Consider the following 22,631-nt stretch of genomic DNA (forward strand, 5'->3'; position numbering starts at 1 on the left):
GCATAAAGAATAAGAATAATAGACAAATCACACTCATTTCTAAGATGGATTCTGAGAAAAATTCTTAAAATCATAAAGGCATTTGGGAATAAAAACATTCCCAAATGCCTTTTGTCTTCAATCTGAAAGCAGCTCATATAATTAGAGCTGCTTTGTTATCTGACCAATCCTATAAAATCATGGCAGCAATCCAGCCAAACACGATTAGTGGAAGATTATAATGTAAAAAGGTAGGAACCACTGTATCCCAGATGTGATTATGCTGGCCATCCGCATTTAGTCCAGCTGTAGGACCAAGCGTACTATCGGAAACCGGAGATCCTGCATCTCCTAATGCACCAGCTGTTCCAATCAGAGCAATCGTAGCCATCGGACTGAATCCAAGCTCGACACATAATGGAACAAAGATGGTAGCGATAATAGGCACTGTAGAAAATGAAGATCCGATCCCTAATGTTACAAGCAAGCCTACCAATAACATGATTAAAGCCCCCAACCATTGCTGATTGCCAATATATACAGCTGCATGATCAACTAAGGTCTCTACATCACCAGTAGCTCTCATAACATTGGCAAATCCATATGCAGAAAGCATCACAAAGCCGATAAACGCCATCATCTTCATTCCCTGAGTAAGCCATTCATCCCCTTGTTTTCCTTTAACAGTCCGTGAAAGATATAAAGTGGCAATCCCTGCCAACGCCCCAAATATCATGGAATCCAAGTAAAGTTGAATAGCTAATGCAATCAGGACAGACAAAATCGCAAAAACAATGTCCTGTTTATTTACCTTGGCCTCCGCTTGTAAAAACTCTTGAACATTTTGATAAATTTTAGGTTTCCGATAAGAAACAAATACAGAGATAATAAGTCCTGCTGCTAGTCCAATTACCGGAATCATCATCGCTATTGGCACATCCGATGGATTGACCGTTAATCCGCTCAGCGCCATATTTTCGACGATTATCCCCTGATAGATTTGTCCGAAACCAACCGGAAGCAGTACATAAGGAGCAATCAAGCCAAATGTAAGAACATTTGCAATCAGCCTGCGATCAATCTGCAATTCATTAAAAAGCTTGAGCAGTGGCGGAATTAAAATCGGGATAAACGCGATATGAACCGGTATCACATTTTGAGAAAAACACGCCATAATTAAAACAAGAATTATCACTAAGGCTTTTAATTTTTTCCTGCTTTGGGCCTCATCTTTTTTAGACGAAAGCTTAATAACTGATTGAATCAGAAGATCAGGTAAACCCGTTTTGCCAATTACAAATGCAAAAGCACCCAGTAAAGCATAGCTTAACGCAACACTTGCACTGTCTCCAAGTCCATCAGTAAACACTTGTACTGTTTCATTTAACGATAACCCTCCTAATAGCCCTCCAACTAAAGCACCGACGGCAAGGGCAACCACGACATGTATCCGCAATAAACTCAATAAGAGCATGACAATAACTGAAATAACAACTGCATTCATCTCAAAAAACTCCCTGTATGTTTAAGTGTTTTTTTGTTTAGTTTGTACTTTAGTCTGATAAATTGGTAGAGAACTAAAACACTGTACGAGGTTATCACAGAATACTTTGTTATGTCAAAGGAATTGTTTTCCTAGAGCAAAAAAAGGCTCCCGCAATACTGCGGGAGCCAACAGGAATCTATAGATACATTATTTAATTGGAGTAAAACCTTCCACCAAAGTCGCTAAAGTACGCACCATTACGCCGGTTGCTCCCGATGGGCCAAGCTCATAAGAACCTTTGCTTGTCGCAGTTCCGGCTATGTCTAGGTGAACCCAAGGGGTGTCCTCGGCAAATTCCAATATGAAGGTACCACCCATAATCGCATGACCTTCTCGGCCACCTGGAGAATTAATGAGATCTGCTACTTTACTGCCGCGAATTCGTTTTATATCTTTATCAGTAATAGGAAGTCTCCAGATTGGTTCTCCTGCATTATAAGACGCCTCCAGCACTTGTTCAAACCATGCTTCATGATTCGTCATTGCTCCAGTTGTATGGGTGCCCAATGCTACGATTACTCCTCCAGTTAATGTGGCCACATCAACGAGATATTCAGCTCCATGATGCTTGGCATAGGTGATGGCGTCAGCTAGGACTAAACGGCCTTCTGCGTCTGTATTGGAAACCTCAATGGTTTTTCCATTTAAAGAAGTAATTACATCATCCGGTTTAAAACTATTGCCGCTTATCATATTATCTGTTGCTGGAATAACAGCTACAACATTTTGTTCTGACCGTGTTTCACCTATGATTTCCATTGCTCCTAATACAGCTGCTGCTCCAGCCATATCCGTCTTCATGCCCACAATTCCATCTTTCGTTTTAAGAGAATACCCTCCTGTATCAAAGGTGACCCCTTTTCCGACTAAACCGATAACATCCTTCCATTCAGGTCTGCCCTGGTATTTCAATACAATTAATTTAGGCGGTTCCGTTGAGCCTTGGTTGACTGCAAGAAGCGCACCCATTCCGAGCTTTTCCATGTCTTCTTTTTCTAGTATTTCGACTTCAAATCCGTATGTATCAGCCAAATTTTTCGCATATTCTGCCATATCAGCTGCTGTCATCATATTTCCCGGTGTATTTACAAGTGTCCGAGCTGAATTGGTCGCTCTCCCGTAAATATAACCAGTCTCAAGAACTGAAGTAAATTCCTCTCTATCCTCTGCAGTAACAACTGTCACTTGTTCAATCGCTTTAACTGGTTCGTTCGGCTTTTGTTTATATCCGCTATAGGAATACGTCGATAAGGCCAATGATTCACCAAGAGCAAAAGCTATTTCTTCGGCTTGAAGCGAATCATTGAGAAAACTTGATAGATCTACACAAATTGTTTCTGCTTTCCCGTTTAAATGTTTAAAGGCTTTGCCAAGGGATTCCCTGACACTTTCAATCGACGCTTCCCCTTTTTTCCCTAGCCCTACGGTAATAATTTTTCTCGCTCCATAGCTGCCAAGTGTAAAAATAGAACCGATTGATTTTTCCTTTTTTGAAATCTCACCTGCTTTAAAGATCGATTCAAGCTGATGATTCATTCTGTCATTAACTTCACCAAGCAAGCCGTTCCATCGAACTGGCTGATCCCATATGCCGATAACCAGTGCGTCAAAAGGCTCTTCCCAATTAAATTGATTATGTACTAAAAACATCTCTACACCTCCATCCCCTATTATAACGGTGATTCTCCAATATTTCGACTGCCTAAATATCGACAAATTGAAATAAATATCCGGCCCAAAAATAATCCAAACTAGATTTTATGGTATACTATATCTCAATAAAGTCTACTCAACATAAAGATTATGTATAACAACTTCCTCTCCCTCATACAAAAACAGTACAGTTTCAATCAATTATTTACCTATTATTTTCAAATACCTTAAGTTACTTTTCGCAAAGGTGGACCCAGCATGGCATTATTTCAAAACTTCCCTTTAATTGCTGCGATTTGCGCTATTATTTTTGCCCAATTTGTTAAAATTCCAATTGCTTTTTTCACTACAAGGAAATGGGACTGGTCCCTATTTAATAGTACAGGCGGGATGCCAAGCAGTCACTCTGCAGCCGTGACAGCTTTGACAACCGGAGTTGCCCTTGAGGAAGGGATGGGCTCTACCCTTTTTGCAGTCTCTGCGGTGCTTGCGATCATTGTAATGTACGATTCTTCAGGGGTCCGGAGACAAACGGGTGAACAGGCTATTGCTATAAATCAGCTTATGAAGGATTTTCAAAGAATGGTCTTGGAGCCAAAACAGCATAAGCCGTTAAAGGAATTAAAGGAGGTTTTAGGCCATAAACCAATTGAGGTATTCTTTGGCGGTTTAACCGGAATTATGTTAACTCTTTTTCTTCATATCTTTGTTTAATATCGCTGAAAAGCGCTACACAAACGTGCAGCGCTTTTTTCTTCGATGAAGATATAGACTGAGCATTAATAACCTGATAGGACCATAGGTTTATCAAGAATTTCATAATACTCATGCAAATTGCCTTCGAAAATGGGATTAAGAATGGGTAGACTTTGAATTTCATGCGGGGCAATCAGAGCATGCGGTTTCCCAAATTGATAAACGCCTGCCTGTTCTAAAATAAAGGCAATAAACTGGGAACAGAAATAGCGTTGACCGTGTTCAATTGATATATTAAGAACGATACCAAGAATCCCGAAATAATTATACTTAAATTTATCCGAGTTCTCCTTCATCTCAATTAAATATTGATTAATAATCTCCCATTGAGCATCTGTCACAGATAGTGAACATAGAAGACAGCGAATTTCTGACTTTTTGGCGAATATCCCCTGTTTGGGATGCTCCTGAACAAAGCCTCCAGACAGCGGGTTATTGATTTTCTTTCTGCCAAAGCTATACATTTCTCTAAAATCATTCGATAAAACAATCGATACATGATTATATTTTGCTTTTGTGAAGAGACGGATAGATTTTGCGATCCATGTTTCAGGGTCTGTAAATAAAATATAAATTTCCTTCATACCATACCTCTTTATAGATTAAAGTAAAAACCTATTATTGCTTAAACTGGGTATCAAATGGAATGCTCTCTAAGTATACGATAAATTTCTTCATTTGTTTTCATTTTTAAAAATTTTTATTATTCATTTATCTATTTAACGAACTCACCCATAAAAACCCTACGTTTTTTGCTTAAAAAAATTGCCCACTGTTAATCAGTGAGCAATTTTTATTTCTCTTACTTTTAATTTCTATTTGCTTTCGTATATTGATATCGGAACACTTGCATCGCTTCATTTTCATTCAATGCCTGGAGCTCTTGTTCGGTAAGAGTTCCGTCACCCATTTCAACCACGTACACATCAACCGTTTTTTTACCCCATTGTTCATAGACGTCCTCTACTGTCTCATAAAACAAGTCTAATCGGTCCCCTTTGATTGCAGAACCTTTATCTGCTACAACACCATAGCCATAGCCAGGTATAAACAATATGGTCCCAATTGGGAAAACCCTTAAATCAGCGGCTACAGTTGAGTATAAATCACGTTTTACCTTTACGCCCGAATATGTAATACCATAAGAAGGATGACCAGGACTTTTACCGGTAGATTCTACACCTGCTGTATAGCCAGTTGCAACAACTGTTCTCTTCGGATATTGCGACCAATCGATTGCTTCCTCTAAACTAGGAGGTTCAGAAACCACTGGCTTTGCCGATGAAATCTTTAGCTCGGAGCTTTCAGATTTCTTTAAAGACTTAAAGAGAAGTCCTGATGCTCGATATCTATGACTTTCATAAATTCTTTCTGTGCTTGAATGTTCATCATTAAACTGATACACCCAAGGGGACACATATGCACTTGCCTTTGCACCTGAGACAAATTGAAAAGTCGTCCATATAGCTAAAACTACTAACACAGCCATCCATAATTTTTTATAGTTTACCATCTAGATTTTCACTCCTCCCTGACATATTCCTTTCCGATTTGGAAGGAAAATATACAAGAAGAGTGAAATTTATTTAAAAATTAGAATATTCCGTCTAAATTTAACGAGCCTTAAACCTTCAAAATACAGACTCATTTCTTGAAGAAACTTTAAACCGCAAAAAAAAACGGTGGATCCACCATTTTTTAAAACATCCGATATCCTCTTTTTCTTAAAGCTATAATGACAATTCCTGCTGTGATCGCACCGGCAAATCCACTCAATAAAATAATGATATCAACTAGATGTAGAGAAATAATGTTATCCCACAAATTCGCAAAGCTTTTACCTGGGGATAAAAAATAGTCTACAAAACGAATATCATCAATGATCATAAAGGCAATAATAGGGAAAATAATCGCCATAATCCATGACATTCTCAAAATCATATTTAACAAAAAACCAATTCCGAAAAAAAGAACAAAAAATAATACTATTGAAATAATGACTGCCGGAATACTCATTTGTTCCATATGCAGACCAACACCTCTTTCACTTTAACAAGTTTTAGTGTAATGAAAGAAGCCATGACAGTCAATGAAATAAAATTGAACAATTACGGTAAAGAAAAATTGGCCAACACTTTAGACTATGCCTAGTTGCACTTATGACGCTCGAAACGCCACGTCCGTTGACTTATGTCTCCTGCCCGTCTTACTTTATTCAAAAAAATTTATATTACGTGTTAATAACTTCATTGCTAACATTTTATGCTTTCATGAAGTGCAAAAAAAAATTCCGTAACTACGGAATGATTGGTAATCGACGATATACATTATTTCACTAACGAAGGCTCTTTCTCCTTGCCTGTACCGCTGCAGCAAGGGCAGGTTTCTGAACCGCCAAGCAATAATTGAAAGTATCCTTTTCCTGAACAGTATTCACAATCTTTTCCTGTCTGGTTGTTGACCGCCATGAAGTACACCCCTTTTTAAGGTTTTGTGATGATTAATATATCAGGATTTTTTTTATTGGAAAAGCGTTAGAAACAGGCACATTTCGCTATGTAAACGCATTCAATAACCCTTTGCTTTATTTTGCTTATTATTTCTTAATTTTTCGGAAGATTACAAAAATAAGTGATATGCAGTATATCCGAAGTGTTCCCCCGGATTTTCTTCATATTTCCCTCTTAAAATAGTCTCTCCCCTATTTTGCGAAAAATACTTCACTAATAATGAAGCATCGGGGTCATTCATAATCTCCTCAGGGTGCATAAAACGGGCTGTCATAATTTCTTTTTCTTGCACTTGAATGGTACCATCAACAGGCTTTAAGCCAAAAATAATCATATTATCACTAATTCTATTTTCAATAACGCCGGTTCTGACTCCTAGGCATCCCATCACTTCAGCCTTAATTCCTGTTTCTTCTAATACTTCACGAACTGCTGCCTGGTCCGCTGTTTCTGATTCTTTAACAAATCCTGCAGGAAAAGACCATACACCTTTTAGACCGCTATAAGTTTTTTTAACAACAAGAAATCTGCCTTCGTCATCCACCACTACACCGGATACGCCCAGCCAAACCTTCCCCCGCTTTGAACGACTGTCACTCATAATTACTCCCCCTTGACAAAGCTTACTATCATTTTACCAGCGTTTGCGAATAAAAAAAGGGCTGCATCCATTGCAGACCCTTGATTATTAACTATTAAAAGAAATTTAATTTACCTTTTTTCAGTACAAGACCAGGACCGCCAATCATAAATAAAGCACGGTTATCAACGACCTTTTTCATGAAAGCTGCTTTAGTACCTGTGATTTTTTTGCCGAATACAACACCCACTCCATCATCGTGACCAAGTGAACAAACAGTCCCCTTATTATCAAAGGTAAACTCTTCTAAATTTCCTTTTCCGCGAACAAGAGTCACAATATTTTTAGCACAGAGTTCCCCTTGCTGCATGGAAATTTGAGCAGTTGGAGGATATGGACGGTTGATTTCTTCGTTAATCATAAGTGAACAATCACCAATAATAAATACATCATCATGTCCAGGAGCTAAAAGTGTTTTTTCAACTTTTACTCTGCCTCTCATTGCTTCAAAGCCTGACTCTTCAACAACAGAGTTTCCTCTGACTCCAGCAGCCCATACAACTGTTTTCGCTTTGATTTCTTCAACGTCATTTTCACCTTTTGCAACGATAAAGCCATCAGGTGTACATTCTTTAATCGCTGTTCCGATTTTAAATTCTACACCTTTTCTTTCAAGATGAGAAACCGCATAGTCAACAAGCTCTGGATCAAATCCAGGTAAAGCCGTTGGGGCAGCCTCTACACAAATAATTTTTACTTTATGGTAGTCGATATCATATTCTCTGCAAAGTTCAGGAACACGATTTGCCAATTCACCTAAAAACTCAATTCCGGTAAAACCAGCTCCGCCTACTACGATTTTAAGACGAGTATCGTCTTTTTCTTCTTCATTGTTGTAAGTAGCAAATTGATATTCAATATGTTCTCTAAGCTGTCTGGCTGAGTTCACATTGGAAATCATAAAGGCATGTTCATGCAGACCTTTAATTCCAAATGTTTCTGGCTCAGCGCCTAAAGCAACAACCAGGTAGTCGTATGATAATTCTTGGCCCTCAAGAACAACTTTTTTCTCCGCTGTATTGATCTTTTGCACTGTATCTTGTATAAAAGTTACTTTATTTTTGTCGATAACGCTTGAAATGTCATAACGGACTTTATCGTGGTGTAGAGTTCCAGCAGATGCTTCATGCAGCCAGGTTGTTTCATAATGGTAATCATTTTTGTTTACTAAAAAAATCTCTGCTTCATTGACTCCTAGTTGCTTTTGAAGACGAGTGGCTACCATCAGTCCACCGTACCCGGCCCCTAGAATCACAATATTAGGCTTTTTCAACAGTATCACTTCCACCTTTTTTGATATATTTTTTCTTTAAAAGGCCCATTTCATGTTTCCATTTCTAAATAATCGTTTGTGATGAATTTCACTTATGAGTGCAAAAAAATGACAGGAATCAAAATGAACCCTTGAAACACCTTGTTTAACCCCACAACTCATGCCTTACAACAATCACTAAATATGTGCAAAATATACCGTTTGACCAATTGTAAAAAATTTATCAATAATTGTCATAAAATCTTAACAATATCTCCGTTACCATCATATGATTTTTTCGCAGTCTTTTCAAGCTTTCATCCTTAATTTAGAATATTAAGAAAAAGGATTGCGCATTTGTGCATGGAGGTATTAATAATATCCCAATCTATGATATGATATAAAAGTACATTTGCGGAATGAATGATGTTAGGGGGATATACAATGGAACGTACAGTTTATGATATAACCGTTATTGGCGGTGGACCGACAGGCTTGTTTACAGCATTTTATGGCGGAATGAGACAGGCATCCGTAAACATTATTGAAAGCTTACCGCAATTAGGCGGTCAATTGGCTACGTTATATCCTGAAAAATACATATATGATGTGGCTGGCTTTCCAAAAATTCGTGCCCAAGAGCTTGTGAATAACTTAAAGGAACAGCTCTCTCGTTTTGATGTCAAAACCAGTCTGGAACAAACTGTTGAAAAGATTGAGAAACTAGAGGATGGCACCTTTAAACTGATTACAGATCGTGAAGAGCACTATTCCAAGAGCGTAATTATTACTGCAGGTGTAGGTGCTTTCCAGCCTCGCAGATTGGAATTGGAAAACGCCTCTCAATATGAAGGAAAAAATCTTCACTATTTTATTGATAATCTTCAATCCTTTGCAGGAAAAAGAGTCGTAGTGTTTGGAGGCGGCGATTCTGCCGTTGACTGGTCGCTAATGCTCGAACCTATTGCTGAAAAAGTAACAATTGTTCACAGAAGGGATAAATTTAGAGCCCACGAACATAGCGTGGAGAATTTGAAAAATAGCTCAGTTGAAATTATGACTCCATATGTTCCTGTCGAACTGATTGGAGACAACGATGAAGTGAAGCAAGTCGTTTTAGAAGGGGCGAACGGAGAAGAGAAAAAAGTATTAGAAGTGGATTCCGTTATCGTCAATTTTGGCTTCGTTTCGTCACTTGGACCGATTAAAGACTGGGGCTTAGAAATTCAAAAGAATTCCATTGTCGTAAACTCTAAAATGGAAACCAATATTCCTGGTATTTATGCAGCCGGAGATATTTGTACGTATGAAGGAAAAGTTAAGCTAATTGCGACAGGTTTTGGAGAAGGACCTACAGCAGTCAATAATGCTAAGTCCTTTATCGATCCAAAATCAAGAGTCCAACCGCTGCACAGTACATCGCTATTTAATGACTGATCAACATAAAGAAAAGGCTGTTTGCTCAAAGAGTAACAGCCTTTTTTATTTGAGAATATTCTTTTAGCAGTTTTCAGGTGTTCCCGCATTTTTAGCCGTTCTAAAAGAGGAGCCGCATCCGCAGGAAGCAATGGCATTCGGGTTATCAATTGTAAAACCGCCGCCCATTAAGGATTCTTTATAATCAATCGTAGTTCCTTTTAAGATTCCTACGCTTTCTTTGTCAACAACAACTTGGATTCCATTCTGTTCGAACTGGACGTCATCTTCGTGGACTTCTGAATCTAGTCCCATTCCATAAGAAAGACCGCTGCAGCCCCCGCCTTTAACAGCTACGCGAAGAAAAGTATTTTCCTCTCCGTGCTCTTTCATCATATCTTTGATCTGATAGGCAGCAGACTCAGTAATCGTTACAACAGTATCCATTTTAATAACCCTCCCTTTATAAATAGTATGCCATAAATCGCATTTTGAATAGTTTTATGAGTCTTTTTAATAAGTATATCGTCTTTTGCAGACAAACGACAACTATCTTGATTTGCATGGAAAATAAACCTTCATTGGAATATTTTGTTTGAATATGGAGCTAAAGAGTAGATGCTAATGAATAAAATATGCCCATCTGTTACTCTAATGGGAAGAATTATGGATTCCTTATTGTCGTTTCTTAGGATATTCGTTATACTTTACTATGGTAACCGATAACATAATGTATATTTAATTATAATAATAAAAAGTAAAACGCCGTACTTCTAGGTGAGCTCAAAAGGGGAAATTACAATGAAGCAACTCGTTATACTAGGTGGCGGTTACGGGGGCATGAGAGTGATTCAGCGCCTGCTGCCTAACCAGCTGCCCGAAGATGTCCATATTACGTTAATTGACCGAAACCCTTATCATTGCCTCAAGACAGAGTACTATGCTCTCGCTGCTGGCACCATCTCTGATCATCACATTCGTGTTCCATTTCCGGAGCATCCGCGACTTGATCTCCGTTATGGTGAAGTAAAAAACATTAATCTTGAAGAAAACAAAGTAGAACTCCTCCATCAGGATCCCATTCATTACGATGATCTCATTATTGGTCTGGGATGCGTAGACAAGTATCACAACGTACCTGGCGCTGATCAATATACGTTTAGCATTCAGTCCATTGAAAGTGCTCGAAAAACATATGAAGCATTAAATAATTTATCTGCTAATTCAATTGTTGGAATTGTTGGAGCGGGTCTAAGCGGTGTAGAATTAGCCAGTGAGTTAAGAGAAAGCCGTCCAGATCTTCGTATTCAATTGTTTGACAGAGGAGATATCATCCTCTCAACATTTCCGAAGCGGTTAAGTTTATATGTTCAAAATTGGTTTGAGACACACGGTGTTGAAATTATTAACAAAGCTAATATTACAAAAGTAGAGTCCAACATATTATATAACCACGGCGAGCCTGTAAGATGTGACGCGATTGTATGGACAGCAGGAATACAACCCAATCAGGTTGTTCAGCAAATGGATGTTGAAAAAGATCCGCAAGGCCGTGTTATTCTTACGCCTCATCATAACATTCCGGGTAATGAGCATGTCTATGTGCTGGGAGATTGTGCAAGCCTGCCTCATGCACCGAGTGCTCAATTGGCCGAGGGGCAAGCAGAACAAATTGTTCAAGTACTATTAAAGCGCTGGAAAGGGGAACCTCTTCCGGAAACTCTACCTCGCATTAAGTTAAAGGGTATCCTTGGATCCCTAGGCAAAAAGCATGGCTTTGGTCTTGTGGCCGATCATGCCATCACAGGAAGAGTAGCCCGATTATTAAAATCGGGAGTTCTTTGGATGTACAAATATCATAATGGATAATTAGCATGACAGGGTTAAACGGAATGTTTAATCCTGTTTTTGCTTTTAGGTGGCCGCGCGCATCGTTTATGTGCTGGTCATCTTTGTTTATGTGCCGGTTCTCACCGTTTATGTGCCCTTTCTCTTCGTTTATGTGCCGGTCCTTACCGTTTATGTGCCGTTTCTCTCTGTTTATGTGCCGGTCCTTCCGTTTATGTGCCATTCCTCATCGTTTATGTACTGGTCCTTCCGTTTATGTGACTTCCTCACTGTTTATGTGCCGGTCCTCTTCGTTTATGTGCCGTTTCTCTCTGTTTATGTGCCGCTCCTCATCGTTTATGTGCCGCTCCTTACCGTTTATGTGCCGGTCCTCATCGTTTATGTGCCGCTCCTACCGTTTATGTGCCGGTCCTTACCGTTTATGTGCCGCTCCTACCGTTTATGTGCCGATCCTAACCGTTTATGTGCCGCTCCTCATCGTTTATGTACTGGTCCTTCCGTTTATGTGCCTTCCTCACTGTTTATGTGCCGGTCCTCTCGTTTATGTGCCGTTTCTCATCGTTTATGTGCCTGTCCTCATCATTTATGTGCCGTTTCTCATCGTTTATGTGCCGGTCCTCATCATTTATGTGCCGTTTCTCATCGTTTATGTGCCGGTCCTCATCATTTATGTGCCGGTCCTCACCTTTCTTCCTTGCGATATTAAAGAAGAACTTTGTATCAATCAAAAAGACACTAGAGTTCATAAACGAACCCTAGTGTCTTTACAAGTTTATTAAGAAACTGGTGTATAACCGTGTGCTTCCAGTTCAGAAAAAATAGTTTTAAGCTTTGGATTTCCTTCGCCTACAATTTTGTCTTCTATTAGAACGAGCGGATAAAATAAATCTTCCTCTATAACCCGCTTGGCAAATTCTTGTTTGGCTTCATCGGATGGGGGATTAAAAATGTCAATGTATTCAATATTAAAAGGCTGATCCGGATACTTACGTTCGATAGCTGCTTGCAGCCATTCGTAAGTTTCTTTGGATGATGGCAGATTCACACAGCTTGCACAAATTTGTTCAGCACCGTAAACATATATAGATAATGGCTTCATGGTAGCATCCTCTCCTAACAGTCACTTCTTTTATTTTACAAGAAAAAAATTGTTTTTTAAACCATTATTGGAAAAAGGGTTTTCGCAATAATACGGTTAAATAATAGATTTTTTCGTGCTTTCCTTATATAATATGAGTAAGGAAAGGAGAGATCGCCGTGACTGATGTACAAATGAAAGAACAAGTACAAGAAGTATTAGATAAATTGCGTCCATTCCTTCTTCGTGACGGTGGTGACTGTGAGCTAGTAGACGTAGACGAAGGTATTGTAAAACTTCGACTATTAGGTGCATGCGGAAGCTGCCCAAGTTCAACCATCACTTTGAAAGCGGGTATTGAACGAGCTTTATTAGAAGAAGTACCTGGAATTGTAGAAGTAGAACAAGTATTTTAATGTTAAAAGCGATTTTGCCAGACTGAACGGGACAAAATCGCTTTTTCTTTTTACTTTAATATCGCCTTTTCCTGGTATACTTTTAAACTCAGCTCTTCACTTCGGTTTTCGGACGCTCTCCCCTGAGCACCCTTGTAATGTTCTCACAGCACAATGCAATCATAGCAGATCTCGTTTCATGGGTAGCACTGCCGATATGCGGAAGGGCAACAACATTTGGAAATTGCAGCAAAGGATGATTGGCATCAATCGGTTCCTTCTCAAATACATCTAAACCGGCTCCCGCTATTTCCCCCGCTTCTAATGCAGCTATTAACGCCGATTCGTCAACTACTGCGCCGCGTGCTGCATTAATAAAAATAGCTGTTCTCTTCATTTTCTTGAATTCTTTTTCGCCAAAAAGCCCTTTCGTTTGAGCAGTAAGCGGAATCATACAGACAATAAAATCACTCTCTTGTAGCAAAGTATCTAAATCAGCGTAGACAGCGCCAAGTCGCTGTTCCGCGTCGGGTTTTCGGGAACGATTATAATATAGAATGTTCATGTCAAATCCAGTGGCTCGTTTGGCAATCGCTTCTCCGATTTTACCCATGCCCACAATTCCTATCGTTTTATGGTGGATCTCATAGCCTGCCAGAAAATACGGGCTCCAGCTCAGCCACTTTCCCTGCTTTACCATTTCTGCTGCTTCTACAATTCTTCTGGCTGTGGCCATCATAAGTGCAAAAGCTAAATCGGCAGTAGTATCTGACAGAATATCAGGTGTATTACAAACTGTGATTCCGAGGTCTCTTGCCGCCTGTACATCAATATTGTCATAGCCTACTGCCATATTAGCAACAACTTTTAACTCTGATCCCTGACTTAAAAGCTCTCGATCTATAGTATCAGTTAGCATTGATAAAATCGCAGAGGCATCTTTCACTTCGTTTAATAAATATTCTCTTGTAACTGGCTGATCCTCGGATGACCACATCACAACCTCAAATTGCTTCTTTAAATCATTCACATACGATTCTGGAATTTTCCTTGTAATAACAATTTTTTGACGATTCAACTTTGATGGCTCCTTCCCCTGCCTAATGTACGAATAAATCTCTTGTCTTCATATTAACATATTGAAGGGAAATCGCCCTAAACCCAGCCTAATCCCGGCAAATTAAATGAACGGACAGGTGCCCCAGCGAGCTCATAGAAACGGCCGATAAATTCCTCATAATCACTTGTTCGGGAAATGAGGGTATTTAATCGATCTTCTGATAGTTTTTTATTATGCTCCGAATGAGATAGGTAATAATCCTCTACTATTTCGAAATAGTGAAGAGGAAAAGTGAGCCTCGCAAAAATAAGTCTCCATGAAAAGGATGAGAGTGGAATCAAGCTCTGATATTCCCGAAAAAAAGCACGAATCCCATTTTCATAGGTCCTATAATGATATTGAACATGCTCTCTAACCCACTCGGCAATATCTCTTCCCGCATGATCAAACACCCAATCAAATGGATTTTTGATACATACGTCTCCTTCCCACAGATATCTTGAAAACCGCTGATAACATACCGTCCCCGCATCGGCTGCATTGGGATTGTCATCTAGCTCCGTATCCACTAAGTATTGGATTGCATTTTCTGCCAAACCCATAAAGTAAGGAAACGACTCAATAAATAAACGGTCAAATTCTTCTTCCGGTTCAGCAAATAGTTTTTTTTGCCACACTTGATCCATTTGATCTAGCCGTTTTTCCCATAGTTCTTTCCATTGTCCAATTCGGCTGATTACCTGAACTTTCTCGTTAAATAACTTCCCGCGATAATGAAATTCTGCCAAACTCCTTCCTATTTGAGATGTATTGATTGACCGTAAATGCTCATTATATAAAACAACAAATGATTGATCCTGAATTCGCCCAATATAGGATTGATTTTTATTTTGTTTAAAACGGGCAATCGTTTGGTCACCATATGCATAAAGATGGTTTGATAATTTATGAAGTTCAATTAATTCATTTTGTTCCCGATCTTCGATGGGAACCATAATATAGACTATACCTTTGGAATATACTGCATCATAACGGCCTATGTTTATCCTCTGATCAGGTTCTATACCAAACTGGCTGAGCAAGCTTTGGTAATCCATTTGGATCCTCCTATCTGTAAAAGGACAGCTTTTCATACCATATATATGTTTTAAGAAGTGTTTCAATGATAAGTCAGACAGCGTCATTCCAATGTCAAAGGAGAAATACGAATGAGCAACTATTTAAAAATAACAGAACAAACTGCAAGAGAATGGCTTCAAGATCGAGGTGTCACCATAAAAGATATAGCTGAACTTGTAATGGTTCTGCAGGAGAAATACCATAAAGACTTAAAAATCGAAACGTGTATGGCGAATGTGGAAAAGGTATTATCTAAACGAGAAGTACAAAACGCCATTCTGACAGGAATTCAATTAGATCGACTTGCCGAAAGGAAAATACTGGAAGATCCACTTCAAACGATGATAGAAGTCGATGAAGGATTATATGGAGTCGATGAAATTTTAGCTTTTTCCATCGTCAATGTGTATGGATCGATTGGGTTTACGAACTACGGATATATCGATAAGCTTAAACCTGGCATCTTAAAACAGCTAAATGACAAATCAAGCGGAAAATGTCATACATTCCTGGATGATATTGTAGGGGCAATTGCGGCTGCTGCATCCAGCAGATTGGCTCATTCCACAGTCGGAGAAGAGTAAGTTTGTTTACATTATCATATAAACTGAAATTAAATACAAAAAAGTGCCTCGTCATGAAGGCACTTTTTTCGGTTTAAAAAACTGTCCAATCTTTCAAAGATTGAACACTGTATGTCGGCTGAATCTCATATTGTTTAAGGTCTTCCGCGGTAGTTACTCCTGTATGCACCAAAAGTGTATCTACTCCTGCACGTATCCCGGCTTGAATATCGGTATGATAATTGTCCCCTACCAAAAGCACATCCTCTTTAGAAACACCTAATAGATCAAGTGCTTGTTCAACCATAATAGGTTCCGGCTTTCCGATGAAAGTAGGCGTAACTCCTGTCGATACAGTTATGACCGAGGACAGGGCTCCATTCCCTGGAACAAATCCCCGCTCTGTCGGAAAAGCCGTATCGCTATTCGTTACGATAAATGCTGCTCCATTTCGTACCGCAAGACTCCCCTTCGCTAATTTTTCATATGTAATTTCACGGTCTAGTCCCATTACTACCGCATCCGGTTCTTCTTCAGTTAAAATACAGCCTGCTTGCTGCAATGGGATTTCCAGACCTCTTTCACCAATCACAAAAACTTTAGGCTGTTTTATTTCAGCCGTTATAAATCGGGCAGCAGCCATACTGGAAGTAAAAACTTGACTAGGTTCGGCAAGGATATCAAAGCCCTTTAAAACGTGAGCCACTTCATCTTGAGTTTTTGTTGAATTATTGGTTACAAATAAATAGGGAATGTTATGTGTCGCTAATAAATTGATGAAAGCGGATGCTTCCTCAATTTTTTCGGTTCCGCGATACATGGTACCATCTAAATCAATTAGATACCCTTTATACCTTTTCATGTGTTAACATCCCTTCTGGTAAAAAAAATTAAGGTTTAAATGCTGATACTGGCCCAAGTTCATTGGTTAAATACTCTCTTATTGCAGGTGAAAATTGAACAAACTCCTCTTTATGCTTTATTAAGCACTGTTTGATTGCCTCATGATCGACATGAAGGTAGTCCTGCACCAATTTTTTCCGGAATTCAATTAATGCTTTTAAAGAATTTCCTAACTCCTGACTCACCACTTTTTCATCTAACAATATATCTATAATGTCCTCATAACTTCCAGGATCACGCATAATAAATCCGTCTATTATCGAATTCCCGACATCTAATACTGATTCGATTAATGTGTGTGCAATTCTTTCTAGAGCGGCGCGTTCTAAACTAGTTTCCCATGTGGATATGACCGAAAATAAATTTAATTGCCGATCATAATATTGCAAGGTTTCTTCTATTTTTTGACGGTCAACAAAATACATGGTGACCTTCCTTTCTTTTTAAAAGATCATGTTATATTGTACCATATTAATCAATTCCAATGTCAGAAATAGAATGATCTGAAAAACGAATGTATTTTTTTAAAGGAATTGAAAGAAATATTTAGAAAATATTAATAAAAATAATAGGCGATTATCTAATAGACACACCCCTACAGAACGGAACGTCAATGGGGGTTCGCGGAGGCTCGATGATGGCCTGCTGAAAGTAAAGTGTATCCGAGCAGCACGTTATTAGCTGAAATTATGAGAAAATAGCCAAGCATAATTATTAGGAGGTTTCCATATGACAGAACGTTTTTTTCTATATGATGATACCGTATCTTCTTCAATACGGTTTGTCAGTTTTTTGGGGGAGCACCAGCGATATGATTTAAGTATCATCCATACAGACCGTTATTTTGGAAAAGCAATTGTCCTTGATATTCAGAGCAACCGATTTGCTATTATCGGACCTGATGATCTGAATGAAGAAGGCTATTTGGAGTATGCGTTTCAATTAAGTCCAGCGGAAGCAGCCGAATTAACTTCCTTTTTATTAGAGATTGTTTAAATTTGTTAAGGATGTTTCAGCCACTTCAAGTAAAACTAAAGGTATAGAAGATCTTGAGGTGATAACATGGCTGATTTTAATCAATATAAGCACCCTACCAGGGAAAAAGAGGAATATACCGACTTTTCTAATGTCGAAAAAATGAGGGATTTTTTAACTTCTGAAGAATTTCCCGAAGGACCTTTCGGATCTGCACGGAATAAACATGAACCTGTTGATAATAAAGAAACAGAATGGGAAAAGGGACAAAGATTCTATACTCCCTTTAACTTTGAGAACAAAACCCTTCATGAAGATAAGCCTCGGCAAATCGAACCCGCTCACCAGCCAAATGATGATCCGAACCGTGAAACCGAACCTCCTTATGGAGGAGATTCAAAATAAAGGAAAAGGATGAATCCTGTTTAAGGTTCATCCTTACTCTCTTATTTTTCCACTTTTTTGACAACAAAATAGGCGCAGCCAAAATTACAGTACTCATACAGATATTCTTTTAGTGTACTGATTTTATTATCGAATGTGGCTTTAGGATTTTGATCATCAAAAAATCCCCGTAGCCTTAATTGTCCGTAACCCCAATCCCCTACAATATAATCATATTTGGATAGTATGTCACTGTATCTTTCACGGAAAGCCTCTTCTTTAAAGCCTTCCCTATAGTCTTCAATAACTTGATAGTGAATATTCTGAATAGTTATCACAAGTAACACCTCGCCTTATCTCCTATTCTTATTATAACGGATTAACCATCAATTACTAAGCAGAAAAATAACAAAAAGGGTCATTCTAAAGGTAAGGAGGTGGAGAATGTGAAGAAAACCTTTATTACCATTGGAATCTGTGGGTTCATACTTACAGGATGTAATGATAACGAAGCTGGACAAGATATCTATAAAGAAAGTGGCAACACGATCAATGTAACTGACAGTGCAGACCTTTACAACCCAAATCTAACGGACAATGATTCACAGAAAAATGAAGAGTTTGGCTACGTCCGCCACCAGAGAAATCCTATCCCAGGCGATAACACGGTTCAGTATGGTGATATTTTAAGTATTAACCGTGAAGCATTAGCGGATACCATTAGCCGGATAGCTGTTCAAATTCCAAATGTCGAAGATGCTGCAACCTTGGTAACGGATGAAGAAGTCTTAATCGCGTATCGTAGCAATTCAGAAGATCGGAACGCAACCGCTGATCAGGTTAAAAAAACAGCCCTGTCGTTTGTACCCAGATATTATCACGTATATGTAGCCGATGATCCCCTCATGATTCGCGAGATTGAAAATATATCACCATTAGATTCGGACTCAGATAATGTAGAAAGTATTGTTGATCAAACCATTCAGAAAATGCTTAAATATCCACAAGGTAATCGATTAGGTAACGGTGAAAATGAAAACGGTGAATACGAGGGCGATGTAAACGATAATATGGATCGGGACGATATTCATCAAATGATGGATAAAAACAAGAATAATAATCGGAATAACAATCGATAGTTCAATTTTGAGGAGTGGGAGTATCCCGCTCTTCTTTTTTTATTTAGCAGATTTTCCTTTATTTCCATTTATTGAATTAATGGAATCGATAAATGTCTCACAAAATAAAAAAGCGATAATTTTCGTCTATTTAATTGACTTTGTTAAATTACATGAAACTTTAACTGCTTTTAATTTAAGAAAAATCAGGGAGGATCAATAAGTGAAATACTTAAAAATGTTTATGGTAATGATCGTTCTATTTACATTACTCCCGGAAGCCTCATCTGCAAGCGAAAAAATTGACGACATCTATGCGAAACGAATGGAACTTTATAAAAACGTAGAAACCGTTACAATGGTACCCTGGTATTATATAGCAGCCGTTGATCAATACGAACGGAATATCCGAGGTGTCCGCAGAGATTTGCCTAAAGCAGAAGGTTTATCAGGTGTGTATTTTGAGCCGATGAAATGGTCAGGTCCTCTAAATCCTAATCAGGAAGACGATAATCCGATGTCCATAGCATTATTTAATGGAGTCGGAATAGACGGGAATGGAGACGGAAAGGCCTTAAGAAAAGATGATTTTGATGCTTTACTGGCAATGGCCAAATATTTGCAATCCTATGGTTCTGATGAAGATAATTTTAAAATTGGCCTTTGGAATTATTATAAACGTGATAAGACTGTTTCGATCATAGTGGAAATTGCAAAATTGTACAATCACTTTGGACGATTAGACTTAACGGCACACCACTTCCCAGTTCCACTTCGTTCTCGGCATAGCTATCGCAATACATGGGGAGATGCAAGAGGCTGGGGCGGACGAAGAATTCATGAAGGAACCGATATTTTTGCAGATTACGGAGTTCCAGTTATGGCAACCTGCTATGGAATCGTAGAAATGAAGGGATGGAACCGTTACGGAGGATGGCGCGTAGGTATTCGCGACATTAATAATACGTACCATTACTATGCCCACTTAAGCGGCTTTTCCAAAGATTTAAAAGTGGGACAAATTGTTGAGCCTGGAACTGTTATTGGCGGAGTGGGAAGTTCCGGTTATGGGCCTCCAGGAACCTCAGGTAAATTCCCTCCCCACTTACATTACGGTATGTATAAAGATAACGGCTATACAGAGTGGTCCTTTGATCCATACCCTCATCTAAGACTGTGGGAACGTCAAACACGAAGTAAAAGATAACAGTCAGTCACGCTCTGCACAAATCCGAGACGGCGTGTGATGTGCGCCTCGATTTTTCAAAAAAAATCGAGTAGGAGGGGGTGACTAACCCCCGTCCTCTCACACCACCGTACGTACGGTTCCGTATACGGCGGTTTCAACTATGTCGAACGCAGTGTTTGATATCTAAGCCATAAGCTTTTGAGCCCTTGTTTTGACCAATATTGGTTATCGAGGGTTCTATCTAATATTGGACTCTTAGCTATACGCCAGTATCCAAGTCTAGAATTGGCCCATTCCCACGCTTTGTAACTATCAATTCCTAACTTTGTTAGGTTCTTATGCTTCGTCTTAATCTTCTTCCATTCTTTCCACCGAATCATTCTCAATCTTCTCCGTATCCAAGAATCAATCTTCTTAAAGATTGTCGATGTTTCCGCTAGTTGATAATATCCTAGCCAACCGATTAGATAGCGATTTAACCTTTCAAGTCTTTCCGTCATGTTAATGGATCGTTTCCTTGATGTAAGTTCACGCACTCTCTGTTTCATTCTTTGGATACTTTGTTTGGAGATTCTTATTCTCGGTTGTTCCACATGGCTTGAGAAAGTGAATCCTAAGAATTTTCTTCTCCATGGGCGGTCTACTGCACTTTTATCTCTGTTTACTTTTAACTTGAGTTTCTTCTCAATAAATAAGGTGATATTTTCCATAACCCGTTCCCCGGCTCTCTTTGAGCGAACATAGATGTTACAGTCATCAGCGTAACGTAAGAAGGGCAATCCTCTCTTTTCCAGTTCCTTATCCAATTCATCGAGTACGATATTAGAAAGAAGCGGACTAAGAGGTCCACCTTGTGGTGTACCCTCAGTATTAGGACTGACAAGTCCGTTTTCCATTACACCAGCTTGGAGATATCTTCGAATCAATTGAAGGGCTCTCGGGTCTTTAACTCTTTCACTTAAAGTTCTCATAAGCCTATCATGATTAACTTTGTCAAAGAATTTCTCCAAGTCAATATCTACAACCCAACGAAAGCCTTGGGAGATATATTCTCTCGCTTGGAGGACTGCGTCATGACCTCGTTTATTTGGACGAAATCCATAGCTGTTGTGGGAAAATGTTGAATCGAAAGATTCATTTAGCACTTGTGCAATAGCTTGTTGGATAAAGCGGTCTATCACCGTCGGGATACCTAGTTTCCTTACTCCTCCGTTCGGTTTCGGGATTTCTACTCGACGGACGGGTTGGGGTATGTAGGTACCCTCTTCGAGCTCCGCTCGTAAGGTTGTCCAGTGTTCCATGAAATAAGGACGTAGGTTTTGTACGCTCATTCCATCAACCCCATGACTTCCTTTATTTCTTTCCACTCTTTCGAGTGCTTTTAATAGATTTTGACGGGATAGAATCCGTTCCAACATTAGTATCAAACTCCTGCGTGAATCGGTGAAATCTTCTTGTGTGGTAACAGTTTCAGCCCTTCTAATGTCCCCTGTGGATTCACCACTTCCTCCATTAGGAAGGTTTCCATGTTTCTGCTTCATCAACTGTTGCGTACGCAAAGTACCAATTCTTCATAATTGATTCAGCCCTTCCCAAATACTCTAGAATATTTGGTACTATGGCCTCTGCTGCTTCTGACTGTTCAACTATTTATCGCTAAATAGGTTGCCAAGTGTGCTTGGTTTTCCAGTCAGACCTCCCCAGGTAAGAGTGCAATCTTTCCCTCCACCTATCTGCTTCATTTACTCTGTATCACCTTCGACAGAAAGGACTTTGTTTTGTTTAGCAAACTCATCCAGTAATACCTAGCCTCATATGAAGTTCGTGTTCCTCAGACCGGAGGTTTGCCGCTCGCTTCCTTCAGATTCCACGTCACCGTGGACACCCTTGCGTTAGGCTAACCACTACTTCTGCCTTCGTGGCTCGGGACTTTCACCCTAGAGATTACACCCATGCTGGGCGCACTAAAAGGACTGTGTGAGAAGAATCTCACACAGTCTTTTTTGATTTACAATATTTATAATGAGATATCTAGAGGTGATGGATTATGATGACGAGAAACAATAATATTGAAAGAGACCAATTAGAAGTGATCGCGATTGACCAACTAGTACCACAAAATCATTTAGTACGTAAAATTGAATCAGCTATTGATTTCTCCTTCATATATCCATTGGTGGAAAACCTCTATTCAACGGTTGGCCGTCCGAGTATTGATCCTGTTGTGTTGATTAAAATGACATTTAT

Annotated in this window: 26 protein-coding genes and 1 pseudogene; 11 read left to right on the forward strand and 16 right to left on the reverse strand. The window is 39.1% G+C overall.

The genetic code is table 11. The annotated features are described in order from the left end of the window. Positions 1 to 169: 169 nt before the first annotated feature. Positions 170 to 1,483, reverse strand: a complete 1,314-nt coding sequence (locus tag MLE14_RS19065; protein ID WP_243300038.1) for a Na+/H+ antiporter family protein — start codon at positions 1,481 to 1,483, stop codon at positions 170 to 172. A gap of 189 nt (positions 1,484 to 1,672) precedes the next feature. After that, entirely contained in the window at positions 1,673 to 3,175 is a 1,503-nt protein-coding gene (locus MLE14_RS19070; protein ID WP_243300039.1) for a leucyl aminopeptidase, read from the reverse strand. A 261-nt stretch (positions 3,176 to 3,436) separates the two neighbouring features. On the opposite strand from MLE14_RS19070, the gene MLE14_RS19075 reads away from it, so the two are divergent. Continuing rightward, positions 3,437 to 3,892 carry a divergent PAP2 family protein gene (locus MLE14_RS19075; RefSeq protein WP_243300040.1) on the forward strand — a complete coding sequence of 152 codons (456 nt, stop codon included), beginning with the start codon at positions 3,437 to 3,439 and terminating at the stop codon, positions 3,890 to 3,892. A gap of 65 nt (positions 3,893 to 3,957) precedes the next feature. Here MLE14_RS19075 and MLE14_RS19080 read toward each other — a convergent pair whose 3' ends face one another. The 6 genes from MLE14_RS19080 to MLE14_RS19105 all read right to left on the reverse strand — a co-directional run bounded on the left by MLE14_RS19080 (position 3,958) and on the right by MLE14_RS19105 (position 8,366). Next, complete coding sequence (locus MLE14_RS19080; RefSeq protein WP_243300041.1) at positions 3,958 to 4,518, reverse strand: hypothetical protein; 561 nt, start codon at positions 4,516 to 4,518, stop codon at positions 3,958 to 3,960. A gap of 224 nt (positions 4,519 to 4,742) precedes the next feature. Then, complete coding sequence (locus MLE14_RS19085) at positions 4,743 to 5,447, reverse strand: 3D domain-containing protein (RefSeq protein ID WP_243300042.1); 705 nt, start codon at positions 5,445 to 5,447, stop codon at positions 4,743 to 4,745. Positions 5,448 to 5,632: 185 nt separating this feature from the next. Next, positions 5,633 to 5,959: a YuiB family protein gene (locus MLE14_RS19090; RefSeq protein WP_243300043.1), complete on the reverse strand. Its 327-nt coding sequence runs from the start codon at positions 5,957 to 5,959 to the stop codon at positions 5,633 to 5,635. A gap of 302 nt (positions 5,960 to 6,261) precedes the next feature. Continuing rightward, a complete protein-coding gene (locus tag MLE14_RS19095; RefSeq protein WP_243300044.1) occupies positions 6,262 to 6,402 on the reverse strand; it encodes a YuiA family protein in 141 nt (46 codons plus the stop codon). A gap of 151 nt (positions 6,403 to 6,553) precedes the next feature. Then, positions 6,554 to 7,045 (reverse strand): NUDIX hydrolase, encoded by a 492-nt coding sequence (locus tag MLE14_RS19100; RefSeq protein WP_243300045.1) that lies wholly within the window; start codon positions 7,043 to 7,045, stop codon positions 6,554 to 6,556. Between the two features lie 94 nt (positions 7,046 to 7,139). Beyond that, positions 7,140 to 8,366, reverse strand: coding sequence for an NAD(P)/FAD-dependent oxidoreductase (locus MLE14_RS19105; protein ID WP_243300046.1), 1,227 nt, complete (start codon positions 8,364 to 8,366; stop codon positions 7,140 to 7,142). A gap of 414 nt (positions 8,367 to 8,780) precedes the next feature. Between MLE14_RS19105 and MLE14_RS19110 the strand changes: the two genes are divergently transcribed. Continuing rightward, positions 8,781 to 9,773 carry an NAD(P)/FAD-dependent oxidoreductase gene (locus tag MLE14_RS19110; RefSeq protein WP_243300047.1) on the forward strand — a complete coding sequence of 331 codons (993 nt, stop codon included), beginning with the start codon at positions 8,781 to 8,783 and terminating at the stop codon, positions 9,771 to 9,773. A 63-nt stretch (positions 9,774 to 9,836) separates the two neighbouring features. Here the strand turns inward: MLE14_RS19110 and erpA are convergent, their stop codons facing one another. Continuing rightward, a complete protein-coding gene (gene erpA / locus MLE14_RS19115) occupies positions 9,837 to 10,199 on the reverse strand; it encodes an iron-sulfur cluster insertion protein ErpA (RefSeq protein ID WP_243300048.1) in 363 nt (120 codons plus the stop codon). 354 nt (positions 10,200 to 10,553) lie between these two features. Here erpA and MLE14_RS19120 point away from each other — a divergent pair, with 354 nt between their 5' ends. Both MLE14_RS19120 and MLE14_RS19125 read left to right on the forward strand, forming a co-directional pair. Beyond that, on the forward strand, positions 10,554 to 11,621 hold the full coding sequence (locus tag MLE14_RS19120) for an NAD(P)/FAD-dependent oxidoreductase (protein ID WP_243300049.1): 1,068 nt from the start codon (positions 10,554 to 10,556) through the stop codon (positions 11,619 to 11,621). A 359-nt stretch (positions 11,622 to 11,980) separates the two neighbouring features. Continuing rightward, a complete protein-coding gene (locus MLE14_RS19125) occupies positions 11,981 to 12,379 on the forward strand; it encodes a hypothetical protein (protein ID WP_243300050.1) in 399 nt (132 codons plus the stop codon). Here the strand turns inward: MLE14_RS19125 and MLE14_RS19130 are convergent. Next, positions 12,376 to 12,699 carry a YuzD family protein gene (locus MLE14_RS19130; protein ID WP_243300051.1) on the reverse strand — a complete coding sequence of 108 codons (324 nt, stop codon included), beginning with the start codon at positions 12,697 to 12,699 and terminating at the stop codon, positions 12,376 to 12,378. The genes MLE14_RS19125 and MLE14_RS19130 overlap by 4 nt on opposite strands. Before the next feature lie 173 nt (positions 12,700 to 12,872). On the opposite strand from MLE14_RS19130, the gene MLE14_RS19135 reads away from it, so the two are divergent. After that, positions 12,873 to 13,094 (forward strand): NifU family protein, encoded by a 222-nt coding sequence (locus MLE14_RS19135; RefSeq protein WP_243300061.1) that lies wholly within the window; start codon positions 12,873 to 12,875, stop codon positions 13,092 to 13,094. An 88-nt stretch (positions 13,095 to 13,182) separates the two neighbouring features. Here MLE14_RS19135 and MLE14_RS19140 read toward each other — a convergent pair whose 3' ends face one another. Together MLE14_RS19140 and yutH are read right to left on the reverse strand one after the other, a co-directional pair. Beyond that, positions 13,183 to 14,151 carry a 2-hydroxyacid dehydrogenase gene (locus tag MLE14_RS19140; protein WP_243300052.1) on the reverse strand — a complete coding sequence of 323 codons (969 nt, stop codon included), beginning with the start codon at positions 14,149 to 14,151 and terminating at the stop codon, positions 13,183 to 13,185. 77 nt (positions 14,152 to 14,228) lie between these two features. Continuing rightward, positions 14,229 to 15,230 (reverse strand): spore coat putative kinase YutH, encoded by a 1,002-nt coding sequence (yutH, locus tag MLE14_RS19145; protein WP_243300053.1) that lies wholly within the window; start codon positions 15,228 to 15,230, stop codon positions 14,229 to 14,231. A 111-nt stretch (positions 15,231 to 15,341) separates the two neighbouring features. On the opposite strand from yutH, the gene MLE14_RS19150 reads away from it, so the two are divergent. Next, positions 15,342 to 15,836, forward strand: a complete 495-nt coding sequence (locus tag MLE14_RS19150) for a phosphatidylglycerophosphatase A family protein (RefSeq protein ID WP_243300054.1) — start codon at positions 15,342 to 15,344, stop codon at positions 15,834 to 15,836. Positions 15,837 to 15,909: 73 nt separating this feature from the next. Here the strand turns inward: MLE14_RS19150 and MLE14_RS19155 are convergent, their stop codons facing one another. Together MLE14_RS19155 and MLE14_RS19160 are read right to left on the reverse strand one after the other, a co-directional pair. Then, positions 15,910 to 16,677, reverse strand: a complete 768-nt coding sequence (locus MLE14_RS19155; RefSeq protein ID WP_243300055.1) for a TIGR01457 family HAD-type hydrolase — start codon at positions 16,675 to 16,677, stop codon at positions 15,910 to 15,912. 28 nt (positions 16,678 to 16,705) lie between these two features. After that, on the reverse strand, positions 16,706 to 17,143 hold the full coding sequence (locus tag MLE14_RS19160; protein ID WP_243300056.1) for a DUF86 domain-containing protein: 438 nt from the start codon (positions 17,141 to 17,143) through the stop codon (positions 16,706 to 16,708). A gap of 304 nt (positions 17,144 to 17,447) precedes the next feature. On the opposite strand from MLE14_RS19160, the gene MLE14_RS19165 reads away from it, so the two are divergent. Both MLE14_RS19165 and MLE14_RS19170 read left to right on the forward strand, forming a co-directional pair. Next, complete coding sequence (locus MLE14_RS19165) at positions 17,448 to 17,714, forward strand: DUF3055 domain-containing protein (protein WP_243300057.1); 267 nt, start codon at positions 17,448 to 17,450, stop codon at positions 17,712 to 17,714. A gap of 66 nt (positions 17,715 to 17,780) precedes the next feature. Further along, complete coding sequence (locus tag MLE14_RS19170) at positions 17,781 to 18,098, forward strand: cytosolic protein (protein WP_243300058.1); 318 nt, start codon at positions 17,781 to 17,783, stop codon at positions 18,096 to 18,098. A 41-nt stretch (positions 18,099 to 18,139) separates the two neighbouring features. Here the strand turns inward: MLE14_RS19170 and MLE14_RS19175 are convergent, their stop codons facing one another. Continuing rightward, positions 18,140 to 18,415 (reverse strand): YutD family protein, encoded by a 276-nt coding sequence (locus MLE14_RS19175; RefSeq protein ID WP_243300062.1) that lies wholly within the window; start codon positions 18,413 to 18,415, stop codon positions 18,140 to 18,142. A gap of 108 nt (positions 18,416 to 18,523) precedes the next feature. Between MLE14_RS19175 and MLE14_RS19180 the strand changes: the two genes are divergently transcribed. Next, the gene (locus MLE14_RS19180; protein ID WP_243300059.1) at positions 18,524 to 19,216 is read left to right on the forward strand and encodes a YhcN/YlaJ family sporulation lipoprotein; all 693 of its coding nucleotides are present in this window, start codon (positions 18,524 to 18,526) and stop codon (positions 19,214 to 19,216) included. Between the two features lie 229 nt (positions 19,217 to 19,445). Next, on the forward strand, positions 19,446 to 20,402 hold the full coding sequence (locus MLE14_RS19185; protein WP_243300063.1) for a M23 family metallopeptidase: 957 nt from the start codon (positions 19,446 to 19,448) through the stop codon (positions 20,400 to 20,402). A 140-nt stretch (positions 20,403 to 20,542) separates the two neighbouring features. Here the strand turns inward: MLE14_RS19185 and ltrA are convergent, their stop codons facing one another. After that, complete coding sequence (gene ltrA / locus MLE14_RS19190; RefSeq protein WP_243300060.1) at positions 20,543 to 21,802, reverse strand: group II intron reverse transcriptase/maturase; 1,260 nt, start codon at positions 21,800 to 21,802, stop codon at positions 20,543 to 20,545. Positions 21,803 to 22,431: 629 nt separating this feature from the next. On the opposite strand from ltrA, the pseudogene MLE14_RS19195 reads away from it, so the two are divergent. Then, positions 22,432 to 22,631, forward strand: a pseudogene (locus MLE14_RS19195) (IS5/IS1182 family transposase); the annotation flags it as partial.

The organism is Bacillus litorisediminis (genome assembly GCF_022808645.1).
In the GTDB taxonomy this organism is placed as follows: Bacteria; Bacillota; Bacilli; order Bacillales; family JC228; genus Bacillus_BF; species Bacillus_BF litorisediminis.